This window comes from Paenibacillus sp. FSL L8-0502, assembly GCF_038593055.1.
Lineage (GTDB): Bacteria > Bacillota > Bacilli > Paenibacillales > Paenibacillaceae > Paenibacillus > Paenibacillus polymyxa_D.
This window is the reverse complement of record NZ_CP151958.1, coordinates 1076003-1089732: the sequence shown is the minus strand read 5'-3', so window position 1 is coordinate 1089732 and position 13730 is coordinate 1076003. Positions and strand designations below refer to the sequence as shown.

The following is a 13730-nucleotide window of genomic DNA, read 5'->3' as shown; positions in this document are numbered from 1 at the left end:
CATTGAATTGAGGCTTACGAAACAAGCCTTAACATCACTTTACCCCATATGAAGCCTGTTGCAAAATCTTAATTTAGAAAATGACATGCGGCGCAGAGCTGATTTTCCAGTAGCTGCCGACCTTTTCAAAATTCACGGTGATTTTCTCATTCGCCTGCTTGGTTTCTGCCGGATAAGGCACGGTCAGCAGGTAGCTGCGCTTCACCGGAGTCATGGTTACCATTTTCGCCGTAGCCCGGTTGAACTCTAACAAATTGCCACCATCTGCGTTCAACTGAGCTAATCTGCCATTAACTTCGACGAAAAATTTACCGACAAATTGCTCACTGGCCTGCTTTGTGTAGGCCTGCGTCAGATAGCTGATCAATTTGGTCTTTGTACCGATGTCCTCGGACAGATAGCGGTAGCTTTTACCGTTCAACTGGAACGACTTACCCACCGGGCTGCCACCACTGATTGCATATTGATAACGAGACTGCGCCTCCAGCACAAGCGGAACCGCACTCTCGTGGTTCAGCTTGTCCAGTTGCGTCGGTTTCACGTTGGTAGCCGCTGCTGCTGGCGCCGCAGTGGACGGCTGTTGCGGCTTAGACGGCTTCACAGTCGAAGGTACGATCGGAGCAGCCGCGGGTGCTACCGATGTAGATGGACGCTGTGCTGGTGCAGACGGAGCTACTGGTGTAGCGGCTTTGGCAGAACCTGCGGCTGCAGCCGGGGGCGAGCTTGCTGGAGCCGACGGCGCTTGCGCCGGGGCTGGAGTCGTAGCCGGTGCAGACGCTGCTGGTGCTGGCACCTGAGCCGGGGCGGATGCGGCCGGACTGGCAACGCTCGGTTGCGTCGCTTCCGCTGGAGCGGTCACAGCGGGCGCGGCAGCGGCGGCCTGTGCCACGCTCATAAGTGTGGCCGCAATGCATAGTGCTGATAGCTTCGTATTTAATTTCATACTTATATACACCTCCATAATCATATGTCTGCATAAACTGCAGACATTTCTATTATAAGAATTTCGCTTCTCGATTGGGTTGCTAAATTGTTTCTATTTGCCTTTTTTTGTTCATTCTGCACGAAGTTTGTCCGTATTTGCCGGGGACGGTTGTTCTGACTGTTTCACTTGCTTTGCCTCCATCTCTTCCAAAGATAGCGATAATTGCTTAACAGATCGGTCCAGCTCTTCTAATCTGCGACTCAAAGTGACGAGGATGTATTTTAACAGAATCAGACTTAATGCAGCAGGGAATCCAACATTAGTTACGAGCTCAATTATGCCTTCAGTCGTTAAAGAACTCACAGATTCCGCCTCCTTTTTCATACATATATTCCACCAATAAGAACTAATGTTCCCGTTTTTATAGAAAGCATACGTTATCTCTTGGGCTCTCATGACAAAAAGAGCTCCAATTAGCTTGGAGCCCTCTCTGTTTTTGTTCATTCTATTTGCTTTCAAACCACTGTCTAACGACATATCAAGGAGTATATATATTCGGCTGCTGGGGCTTGGACATCCCTTCTCCCAGATAAAACCCGGTGTGCGGCGGCTGATTATAAGCTACGTTCTGCCAGGCAACACTCAAGCGATACACTGGATCATGCATAAGCGTGTAAAATCGATGTTCTGACTCGTATGGTGTTGTGTAGATACGCAGCGCTGAATTATCACTTTTACGCCAAATGACTTCCTCACGCCAGTCACCGAACAGATCGGCCTGCAAGGACGGCGTTCCTTTGGTTCCGTTATTGGAACTCGTTCCTGTTGCCGTAAGCAAGTTGGAAGTAGTCGAGTTCGTATAGTTCCACTTGTCTATCTTTCCAGCGCTTGATGAGGTATGATCCAGCAGTTCACGCAGGAGATCCCCATCCCACCAGATGCCAAAATTAATGGAAGACGGTAGCGTGTTGGTGATGAGCTGTCCCTTGGCTGAACGCAATCCAATACCCGGTGCCCACTGCTCGTTCCCTTTGGTCCGCGGGTCAATGTCTGCTGACATGCCTCTTCCGGTATCCTTGCCTGTATTTACGCCCCATAAAATATTTCCATTACGCGGATCGTACATGGCAGCTCCGTAGGTGGCATTTTTGTCCTCGTTCACCTTGAACACTTCATAGCCCGAACGGTCGGGGTCTAGATCGCCAACATGAAGTGCATCTCCATGTCCCATCCCCGTGTTAACCAGCTTCGCTCCGTTATCGTCTACAACCAGCGAGCCATACACAATCTCATCCTTATCATCTCCATCCACATCTGCCACGCTCAAACTGTGGTTCCCCTGTCCAGCAGTTCCAGCATTGGTGGAGCTGTTGCTGTCAAAGGTCCAGCGTCGGCTCAGGTTACCATTCCGCCAATCATATGCGACCAGAACGGTGCGAGTGTAATACCCACGTGCCATCACTATGCTGGGTCTCACGCCATCCAGATAAGCAACCCCGGCGAGAAAACGATCTACACGGTTACCATAATTATCTCCCCAGCTCGATACCGTTCCGCGTGGTGGCACATAGTCAATGGTACTAAGAGCCTTGCCTGTATTTCCTGAGAACACGGTCAGAAACTCGGGTCCGTTCAAAATATATCCACTCGTGTTTCGATGATCAGCCGAAGCGTCCCCAATCTTTACACCTGTACCATCTACCGTGCCGTCTGCTGTTTTACATACGATCTCTGCTTTGCCGTCTCCGTCAAAATCATAGACGAGAAATTGCGTATAGTGGGCTCCAGCCCGTATGTTCCGTCCCAGGTCGATCCGCCATTTGCGCGTTCCATCCAGTTCGTAGCCATCCAAAAATACATTTCCCGTATAACCGGATTGCGAATTATCCTTGGCATTGGAAGGGTCCCATTTTAACACAATCTCATACTCGCCATCCCCATCGAGATCCCCTACGCTGGCATCATTGGCATGGTACGTGTAGCTCACATTATCCGGAGTTGTGCCTCCCGCGGGCTGCTGGATCGGAACATCCAGATAGTTGTTGTTCCATACCTTCACCGCAGGAGAAGCGGCCTGCTCTGCTCCATTGACCACGGCACGAACGGTATACGAAGATGAGGTCGAACCTGCCTTGTCCAAAAAGTTGGTTCTCGATGGTATCGGCGCATCATTCACCTTGCTTGTCCCTCTGTACAAATTAAAGCCGACCGAATCCGCTTCCGTGCCCAGCAAGCGCCAGCTCACCAGTACACCCTCAGGCACCTTAACAGCGACGGCTCCCCGGTTCAGCTTTTCCATTTGTCTCGTAGAGGCAGCAGAGACCTGGCTATCCATCGGGGTAACCACTCCACACAACATGACACCGAGACAGAGCAACGCAGTATACCGAAACCTTTTGTTCATCTGAATCATTAGCTCCTTTCATAGTTTGTATTTTCAATAAATTTATTTTATGTGACTGATAAGTTATTGTTGTTTAAATTCTATGACAGCGCTTACATCAATGTAAAGGGACGAATACGTCCTTTTTGTTCAAAAATCCGGGCTACTGCTTTAAAAATCAGAGGTCCATGAATAATCGTTCTTCATCCGCAATGCTCTGGATATCCTCCGAGCTGATGCTAATATACTGATAGCCCTCTGCCTGTTGTTTTTTCAATGCAAGTTCCTTCATAAAACGTGGGCTGCCCTCTCCGGCATCCTCATCGTAAACAAGCAATAAACCGTCTGTTTTGCGGAAAAGAAGTTCATCCCGTGCCCTAAGTTGCCATATCCCCTGATAAGGCTGGCGGCTGACTACTCCTACATAGTCAACTTCGGCACAAATCTGCTGAAAATATTCCTTTTTGTCCTCCTTCCATTTTTCGTCCATATTTTGATAAGCCATCATAATAGAGCATTTGAGGTGGGGATATTGCTGTTTTAGTGCAGTAACGACCTCACAGGCCCACAAGTCCACCCCATATTGGCCTGGGGTAATCACCCATTCCAGCCCTTCTTCAATCAGGGGAATAAGCCTGCCTGCAATCGCCTTTTTAATATATGGAATGCCTTCGTGCTTCTGACTGAAAATATTCAGCTCATGGGCACGATAGCCCGAAACGAGCAAGTTTTTCATCTTCTCAACGTCCTTCTCCGATTATCATAAAGGTTATTGTACCACTTCAGAGCAGGCCACTAAACACTTCATTTTTTGGTGGAACGATTGGAATATAACACAAAAAAAACGAACCTCTGCCATATAGGCTAAACAAGGTTCGTCTTTTGGAAACTTGGTGTAAATCAGAATTGCTTTTTTGGTGCTTAATGAATTCCTATTACCTCCGCACATCACTCCTCGGACGAGTTCGCGCGCCGATCTTGAATTCTAACATTGCTACTAAATATACCGGCATCACTACTTAGCTTGAACGACGGGTAACTAGGGTCTGCCTCAAGCCGCATTCTGCTATCGAACTGCTGTTCCTGCTGCTGATCTACCCAAAAAGAATAAGGCTCAGACTGTACTGCTTTATCAGTTGCATTGGGCGCGGTGACAACCAAAATGACGAGTACGCCATTGCATCCACAATCCTCGGTGTCATAAAACAGCTTGAACATTCCCGGTCGTCCTGAAAGGGCCATTTCTAGCCTTTCAACGGATAAGGAATCCAATTCCAAATGTATGCTCATGAGATGAATCCTCTCCTTTGTGAGTAAAGTGTGTGGAACCGTCAGCCCCAAAAAGACTAAATTTAAACTATATGTACATTATAGTCATGTTTTTGTATATGTCTATGTGACTGCACTCACTGCTATAAATGATCTCTTTTATCATTACCTCTTTGTACATAAAAAGGTGTAACCCTCCATAGTTGATGGGTTACACCTTTTTAAGAATTCATGACCTGTCTTCAAAAAACAGGCGATCGCAGACAAACATACCGTTTATGGTGTATGAATGCCGACAAATTGAAAGGTCCCTTTCGGGAACGCATTCCACTCATCTGGCTGATTATAGGCAGACGATCCATAGGATATTCCTGACTTGCGGACGAACGTTCCTCCTTGTGGAGTAAACTGTTCATGTGAATTTGGATTTCCTAATACATCCACCACTTGTCCTTGGTATTTTAAAACGTATGCAACAGTGTTAAATTCGTTCGGGTTGTAGAAATCGCCCTCATCATTGAAATACCAAGCATTCGTAATATCCATGAAATCATAGAAAATAGTGTCGATGATTATATAGGGCATGGCAGGATAAACCGGATTAATCGGTAGAGTGGTAACTTTCATTTGGTTTGTTTTCTTCATCCATTGATGAAACTCCAGTGAGTAACCGTCTGCCCGATGGGAAGGATCTCCATTCCCGTTATAATACAATTGCAAAACAATTCTTCCATCCCCGCCATCCACATATTGCGAGAAATATACAGCAGGCGCTTGCTGTGGTTCCTGTTGGACCTGAAATACGACAGCTCTTCCATCCGCTCCTACCACCCATACCAGTAAAGGTTCGGGGGAAAGGGGAATGGAGGTGCCTATGAGTTCTACAGGACCGATGAATGTCGATGATGGCGTTCCTCTATATACCAGGAATTTAGATTGTCCTGGGAAATAACTGGACAGATCCACGGTTCTATGCGGCAAGCCGTATTTAACCCCTATCGGAGTGATCCCCCCGGAAACCAGTTCGGCATTGCGTGTATTCAACGTGTATTGCACAGAACCTCCCCGACCATCCGTGGCTGTAATGGTAACAGCGGCAAGACCGCTACCTGTTCCAGAAGCCACCGTTAAGATACTGCCATTAATTGATGCACTCACCAATGTCGGATCACTGGAGCTGACCGTAAACTGAAGCACATCTCCATCCTCATCGCTGAACAGCTGTTGCAAATCATAATCTCTTTGCTGTGTAACTCCGGGAGTCAATACCTGCTCGTTTATAGCCGCTACGACTTGAGGAGCTTGATTTAGCTGAGGCATGCTGACGGTAACCGGGAACGTCGCTCCCTCTGCACGTCCGTACTGATCATACACACTGAGTGTTACACTCGTGGTCCCTACACTTACTGGGTTTAACTGTAGTTTCTGACCATTCATATGGGCCGTAGCAATTCCTGGATCATACGTGTCTGCTGTCACTGACAGGGATGCTAGATCCCAGTTCAATAAGAACGGTGAGAGATCCAGTTCTGATGCAGCATCTCCCAATTGAAGCAACTGCTCAGGGATCGCTGTAATAACCGCATTTTCCAATAGATGAACCTGTAGGTCTGCGCTAATCTCTCCGCCTCTATCGTCTTTAGCCGTGATGGTAATCACGGTATTGCCGCTAGTCAACCCATGAATGACAAGCTGATCATTTTGAACTGTAGCATCTGCCACGGCTGGATCAGACGAACTGATTTCATAACGAATCGGGTCATGGTCCGGGTCAGCAAAGATGGTGGACAGATCCACAGTTCCGTCAGCCTTGCCTAAAATCAGATGTACAGCGTCTGGTGCACGGGTTACTACCGGGCTACTGTTAGGTATGGGCAAAACCGTTACAATCAAGGTAACTGTATCTGTTCCACCCTTGCTGTCGTCTGCCGTCAAGGTAATACTTACACTCCCCGCTTGCAGCGACTGCAAAGAGAGCTGAGCTCTCATTAAGGTAGTCTGTACGATGGAAGCATCCGAACTGATCGCTGTGAACACCAGTGGATCGCCATCTGCATCCGTAAATATTGTTGAAAGATCCAGTGTCATATCCGGCTGGCCCAATGTGACGGTTAACGGCTGAGGGGCTTGTCCATGTGGAGCATGGTTAGGAGCGCCCTGAACCGTTAGCTTGAAATCAATCTGCTTTTGGCCTGTGCTACCATCCTCTCCTTGCTGTCCGTCATTGGCAGTGACATGAACGCTCGTACTGCCCGCTCGAAGCGGACTCAGACGCAATTCATCCTCCGCAAGCACCACCGACGCTACAGCAGGATCATCAACCGTAACCTGATACGTTAAGCTTGCATTTTCCGGGTCCTGAACATAATCATTCAAATGCAGTACCGAGTCCGATTGTCCCACAGTAAGGGCCTGATCTGGTATACCCGCAGACACTGGCTGGCCATTCACGGTGATTTTGAAGGTAGACGACACCCTTTTTCCCCGTCCATCATTAGCTGATACACTGATGGATGCTTTTCCGACACTGACTGGCGTAAGCTTTAATGTATTGCCCGATACGGACGCCCGTACGATGCCGGATTGAAGAGAAGCTGCCGAAAAGGTCAAGGTATCCCCATCAGGATCGGTAAAGAATTGGCGTAAATCGTACAACTGTTCACCAGCGCCTTCTGTAATTACACGCTCTACTGAAGCATTTACGACTTCCGGTGAACGGTTAGCGCTGCTGGTTGAACTGGATGAGCTTCCAGAAGATGAGGACGTACCTGTTACACTTGCCGCAGCTAGACCCGTAACAGCGTTGGAAGCTACTCCGGTACCCAGTGTGACCGCAGAAACCTGTACATTTCCACTCACATTTACCTTAGCTGCCGGGTTGCTGACTTGAATATTTTCAATACTGCCTGTCGTTTTCAATTCCAAAGCCCCCGTCCCTGTGACGGTCAGCTGTTGGATTGTACTATTACCTGTCATCTCGACGGACTGGCTGCCATTTACCTGAACGGTCTGAACCGTTCCCTGAAGATTGACTTTGTTCGCCCCTTCATTAACATTCAGCTGCGGCAAGGAAGCATTCGCGCTAACCTCAATGCTTGCGCTGGATTGGACGTTCATGATCGTCGCGCTTGCGGTACCACTAAGTACAACGTGAACTTCAGGCTTTGTGACATCCATTTGCGTCAACGTTGAGCTATCAAATACAACTGTATTGTTATCTCCGCCATTAATATGGGTCTGTCCCTGCACCTGTACATCCTGTGCATAAAAATCCTGCTGTACCCGGGCATCCACCGTTAACTGCTGTTCCACATTCAAGTGCAGTACGGATGTAAAATCACCAGCGATCACCAAATCTCCGTTTAGCGTGGAGCCGTGTCCGTTCAGCACAATGTTGCCACTGAACTCCGCTTCGCCGTCACGAGCCGAAGTCCCGCTGCTGCGAAGCTCCAACCAAGTCACCTTGTCCACCGTCCGGCCTGTGGCATGGAAACGAATGCCCGCGTTGCGCAGCGCGGTCTGATTATCCGCGTGAAAAATGCCGCGCAGCGGCTCTGCCACGTCATACGCGATGCCATTGATCCGTATCTGCTTGCCGTCCATTTCCTCGAGCTGCGAAGCACGCTCCTGTGGAAACAAAGCAGATACGAGTAGGCTGGCCGCATCTACGCGGCTTACCGAGTCTTTGGCGTGTAGATTTCCGCCAAATTCACTCATCAGCCCGTTATTCAGCGCCGCCCGAATCATCGGGGCCGCCCACGGGCTGGCGTCCTTCCACACCGTCGGCAGCGTCTGTGCCGACGGCGAGTCGGTTGTGCTAGCGGGCGTGCCCGCAGACGTCCCCGTCCCAGCGGACCTGACCAACAGCGCGACCAGTTCCTGGGCGCTGATCAGGTCATTCGGACGGAAGCGTCCGTTGGCGTCGCCCTGCATCAGCCCGGCCTTACGGGCTGCCTCTATAGCCGGGCGCCCCCAACTATCGGCGGGCACGTCCGTGAAGGAGGCAGCGCCGTCCAGGTTGCCCGTCGGAAGCTGCAATGCTTTGACCAGCAGTGCGGCTAGCTCCTGACGTGTGAGCTTCTGCCCAGGTCGGAGCGTTCCGGCGGGGTCGCCTTGGATAATCCCGAGTTCACGGGCTTTTTGCAGTTGTTCCAATTGCTGTGTTGTAAGCTGCTGTACGTCCGTCCAGGTGGCAGTATTGTTCCCTGTCGGCCCATTGGCTACGGAAGCCGCATCTATCACGGTAGCTTGCTCTGCTCCGGCAGGAAGCGAGGGGCTCAGCAGCAGCAATGCAGCTGCCAGCTGAGCGGTTAACTTCTTATTTTTCATGGTGTCATTCTCTCCCTACCGATAAAGTCACCTAAATTAACAGGGGAGTTCGTCCCCTCAACATTCCATTCGCCAGCTTGATATGGATCTGTATTACCAATGACCGTACCACTGTTCCGTCCCAAGGCCTGCCCTTGACCAATAACTGCCATATCAATGAGCACGTTGTTGTAGTACAGCTTAAGCGTAACGGGTTCCGAATTGTTATGTTGTAACTGCAGGAAGGTATAATACCAATCTTCCGATCCGAACGAACTCAAATCATTCGCAATTACAAAGGTTTGCCCAGGCATAATGACATCTCCGTCATTGGCATTTATGATAATCGGGTCTGGTTGGTCGGATCGCTCAATCCAGATTTTATTTTTCTCCAACGGTCTGTTGGTCGGATTGTACAATTCAATCGCCTGGTCCAGATAATCCGGTTCGCCTTGCCACACGACTTCGGAAATGAACAAATCTCTTTTCTCAACAATCACTGGAATTGTAAAAGATGTCGTTTCACCACGATTATCATTTGCTGTCATCGTAAGGAACGTCACACCATTACGCAACGGTTGTATGAAAAGTGTATTCCCTTCTACCTGCCCCCCTGCCACCAATGGATCAGAAGACACCACAGTATAGGTCAACGTGTCGCCATCCTCATCAGAGAACATATCATTCAGCTGCAATATTTGCTGACCATCTCCCGGGTCCAAATATTGAGGTTCAGGCACACGGGTCACTACCGGACGATGATTTACGGGTTGAGGAGCTTCAACTTGGAGCATAAATGAAGTGAAAGAAACGCCCCCACGACCATCATTCGCCGAAATCTCAATCATCGTAATACCAGCGTTATGCAGTGCTACAAATGAATCTTCTCCATTCTCCACCACACTGCCTACTTGGGGATTGGAGGAAGTGAGGGTATACGTCAAGGTGTCGCCATCCTGGTCCATAAATAACGAACCTGGATACAGCATCAGCTTGTCCTGCAACACATTAGTAACTACGATAGGCAAATGAGGCAAAGCCACAGGTATGTGATTCTCAGACTGCGGATCAGGCAAAGGCGCATTCACCATAGCAGCAAATTGAAGCGAGGCTGTGCCTCCCTTGCCGTCATGGGCTGTTATCGTCATTAGACTAGTGCCAGCTTGAAGCGGCGTAAGTATAAGCTGATCGCCTGTAACTTCTCCTGTGGCCACTTCTGGCGAAGCCGATTCCACCGTGTAGGTCAGTGCATCGCCATCCTCGTCATTAAACAAGTCAGACAGACTAATCTGCTTGCCACCTTCATTTAAGAGCAAAGGAATGTCATTTAGGCTGTTGCTCGCGACAGGACTGTGATTAATGTCCTCCTCATAAGTAGAGCTGGTCACTGTATAGTTGAAAAACACGCTCGCTTTGCCGCCTTTTCCATCCTCTGCCGTAACAAATACCTGTGTGCTTCCTACTGATTTAGGTTTTAAAGTAAGCTGTTTATTTGCCACTTCTGCTTCTGCTACATATACATCCGAAGTGACCGCATGATACGACAACTCATCCTGATCGGCATCGTAAAACACATTTTTCAAATCCACTAGCGTATCTCCGGAACCCGTAATGGCATATTGATCGGAAGGAACTATAGCTGAGACAGGTACATGATTAGGTGTTGGTATTGGTGTTGGCGTTGGATTCGTTGTAGAACTGCCACCGCCACCACCGGATGAACTTTTTTTAGTGCTTGTTGAGGATGTATCCGAAGATGCATCCAACGTGGTATCACGTATAATTTGAGTCTCTGTTCCCCGCTCCGCAAGACGGGTCTGTACAGTCTGTATCCCATTGGCGAGACGTACCTGTGTATCGGCAAAATTCAGTTTAAGCTGCTGCCATACACCACTTCCCTGGATCTGAATAGGCTCATGCGTATCTACGATCATTTCGTTTACGTCTGCATGAATCTCTACATTTTTGGCGCCCTGCATCAAGGTTACCTGAGGTAACGTAGCTCCTTGAATTCGCACAAAATCCGCTGCAATAGCTAACTTGCCTTTAAATTCTGACCCTTTGCTATATAAAGTCACCGGATGTTGGGCCGTACCACTTTGCACAATTTGAAGCGCCGACAGATCAGCTACGTTTCGGTTCGATGCCTGATAGGTCAGGGTAGCCCCTTGAAGCGCCGGCACATTGTCCGCTCCGAACAGTTGCTTCAATTGCTGGCCGATCAAATAGGGCTTTCCATCCATATAAGCGATATCCCCGTCGATACGAGAAAGGATTCCCGTCCGTTCACCCGATTGGAACACATTCACCAGAAAGGCTGCGATATCTTGACGTTTCACCTGTACTTTAGAGTCAAACCGATTATCCGGCGTATCCATTAACCCCAGTTTGAGAGCTGCTTCTACGTTGTTTTTGGCCCATGAACTCACCTGATCCCCATCAGAAATGTCTTGAACATCTCCGCCTTGAACATGGGTTCCTCCAATCGCTCTCACCAGAATTGCTGCCAATTCCTCACGGCTCACCGCAGCATTCGGGCGGAAAGCACCTGATTCATCTCCGGTCATTAGACCTGCCGCACGCACAGCTTCTATATAAGAAGCGGCCCAACTCCCCTGCGTATCCTTAAAAGTTACTGCTTGCTCCGTAGCGTCAAGCTTAAGTGCATTAGCCAGCAAAGCTGCCATTTCCTTGCGCGTTAACGGTTGATCTGGGCGGAAGGAACCATCTGGATAACCCGTGATTAGTCCTTGCTTCACAGCCTCCTGCACCGCCTGTAATGCCTGGGATGACATAGTGGATTGATCTGTAAAAGAGACTGTACTGGTTTTAGTCACAACCGCAGACGTCTCCCCTTTCGTTTCCGCATGAACAAGCTGGGGCCCCCATGCCATACCTGCCAGCAACGTCACCATCAGCACTTTTTGCCATTCTTTATTTGTTTCTTGATTCATCAGACTCTCCCCCGTAAACGGTTCATTCTTGTTATTAGTGAAAAGATCTTATCATCCGCCTCTGAACCAATTCTGAACAATATTAAAATTTTATTTTTTTCGCAGTCTGGATTTTGTAGCAAATGAAAAAAGAGCGCTCAGCCAGATGGGCTAAGCGCTCTAAAACTTCTATAAAACGTTGATGTACAGACCGTGTCAGAAAGCCGTAGGATTCCATTGAAAGGTAGCCGCGGACTTGGATGGAAGGGTAGATTTGAAAACCTTATTTCCCTGCCGAACCTTAAATGTCTTTGTGTTCTCTCCTGTATTGGCGGCAATCAGGACAAGCGTACCGTCCGGATTGCAGTAGGCGACCGTTTCGATACTTCCACTATAATGTGTAGAATCAATACGTACCGCACCTGGACGGACAAATTTGCTGGCGTGCCCAATCGCATAGTACTCCACATTTTTCGTAACTGCACCGCTTAACGGGTCGATGGTCACTACACCTCTACAGTTGGTGCACCCCCCATTGGTCGGCCCCCCGGACGGGTCAAGTGCGATATTCCAAAAGAGGACATTTTGCGACCAGTTTCGGGGTGCACCAATGATCAGCTTGGACATATCCCAGCTCAAATCATCTCCAAAGCCCGGACTCCACGCTCCCCCACTACATTCTGTCATATATACAGGCTTATCTGGAAAAGCATGATGCACATCTTTCATCGCCGTAGGTTCTCCTTTGTAGCAATGAAAGGCTGTTCCATGCGTATAGTTTCGAGCTTGTTCATCTCCTAACACGGTCTTGGCATATTCACTCCCTGTATCCCAGTTATGGTCAAAGGCAATAATCTGAGTAGATAAATGGTTTCGATTTAGGGTTGGGCCCAGATATTGTTTAATAAAATTCGCCTGTTCTGCTGCCCCCATACTCATGCTGGGATACTTGGACGTCGTGAATTCTGGCTCATTTTGAATGGAAATCGCCTGAATCGGAATCCCTTCGTTCGCATAAGCCTGTAGGTAACGAACAAAATAGTTAGCATAAGCCTGGTAGATGCGCGGATCGGTATAGTCCAAATACCAGCCGTTATAAATCTGCTCCCCATATTTCATCCAGGGTGGAGCTGTCCACGGGGTCCCCATAATCTTTAAATCCTGGTTTCTTCTCAAGATTTGCTTCAGCACGTCGATTACATCCCGATCCTTAGCGATGGAGAAATGATTCAGCTCATAGTCCTTGCCTGTTGCCACATCGTCATAGGTATAGCTGCCAGGCTGCCCCTGTTCATCTACGGAATAATCCGATGCTCCAATGGTATGGCGAATATAACTGAGTTGAATGCCACTGGCTGTAAACAAATCATTTAGCAGCTGATCACGCTGATTGGCAGACATGCCATGATTCATCAGGTAAGCGGACGAACCGGACACCGCTGCGCCAAACCCTTCCATCGTCTGGTAACGAATATCTGGCTTAATCTCAATCGTCAGTGTATCCGCATTCGCAGCCTTTTCTTTACTGCTATCCTTATCATTCTTATCCCAACGGATCGGGGCTTGTTGGGTTAGACGATTCGCCGGATCGGGTGTTGTTAGCCACATGTTGACATTATTTTCTGCTTTTGGCCCCGGAACATTCCGTATAGCCATACTGGCCAGGACCGCACAGATCAAAATGGCTACTACAGCTATAAGCAGCCAGATGTCAGTACGTCGTTGCTTTTGGAGTTTCTTCATCTAATATCCTCCTCTCCCCATCACTAGCCTGTCCCCACTCTCTCTACTATTTCAGCTTCCACTTGGGTTTCCCTTTGCATACCTGTTAGACGTTTACATACCGATAGCAAAAAGAGAGCCGGTGCTTGTGCCCGTGCTCTCTTGAATATAACCATTTTAAAACAAATGT

At 48.7% G+C, this 13730-nt stretch carries 8 protein-coding genes; all 8 read right to left on the bottom strand.

What is annotated here, in order from left to right:
- Positions 1 to 73: 73 nt before the first annotated feature.
- Entirely contained in the window at positions 74 to 943 is an 870-nt protein-coding gene (locus NSQ57_RS04830; RefSeq protein WP_342425700.1) for a DL-endopeptidase inhibitor IseA family protein, read from the bottom strand.
- Between the two features lie 111 nt (positions 944 to 1054).
- The gene (locus NSQ57_RS04825; protein ID WP_029517573.1) at positions 1055 to 1288 is read right to left on the bottom strand and encodes a hypothetical protein; all 234 of its coding nucleotides are present in this window, start codon (positions 1286 to 1288) and stop codon (positions 1055 to 1057) included.
- Positions 1289 to 1463: 175 nt separating this feature from the next.
- Positions 1464 to 3260, bottom strand: a complete 1797-nt coding sequence (locus tag NSQ57_RS04820; protein ID WP_342426115.1) for a rhamnogalacturonan lyase — start codon at positions 3258 to 3260, stop codon at positions 1464 to 1466.
- Between the two features lie 226 nt (positions 3261 to 3486).
- The gene (locus tag NSQ57_RS04815; RefSeq protein ID WP_069012927.1) at positions 3487 to 4044 is read right to left on the bottom strand and encodes a DUF1273 domain-containing protein; all 558 of its coding nucleotides are present in this window, start codon (positions 4042 to 4044) and stop codon (positions 3487 to 3489) included.
- A gap of 212 nt (positions 4045 to 4256) precedes the next feature.
- Positions 4257 to 4598, bottom strand: coding sequence for an iron-sulfur cluster biosynthesis family protein (locus NSQ57_RS04810; protein ID WP_029517576.1), 342 nt, complete (start codon positions 4596 to 4598; stop codon positions 4257 to 4259).
- A gap of 255 nt (positions 4599 to 4853) precedes the next feature.
- Positions 4854 to 8906: an S-layer homology domain-containing protein gene (locus NSQ57_RS04805; protein ID WP_342425699.1), complete on the bottom strand. Its 4053-nt coding sequence runs from the start codon at positions 8904 to 8906 to the stop codon at positions 4854 to 4856.
- Positions 8903 to 11839: an S-layer homology domain-containing protein gene (locus NSQ57_RS04800; RefSeq protein ID WP_342425698.1), complete on the bottom strand. Its 2937-nt coding sequence runs from the start codon at positions 11837 to 11839 to the stop codon at positions 8903 to 8905. The genes NSQ57_RS04805 and NSQ57_RS04800 overlap by 4 nt, the downstream gene beginning before the upstream one ends.
- Before the next feature lie 195 nt (positions 11840 to 12034).
- Positions 12035 to 13561 carry a glycoside hydrolase family 30 beta sandwich domain-containing protein gene (locus NSQ57_RS04795; protein WP_342425697.1) on the bottom strand — a complete coding sequence of 509 codons (1527 nt, stop codon included), beginning with the start codon at positions 13559 to 13561 and terminating at the stop codon, positions 12035 to 12037.
- Between the last annotated feature and the right edge of the window lie 169 nt (positions 13562 to 13730).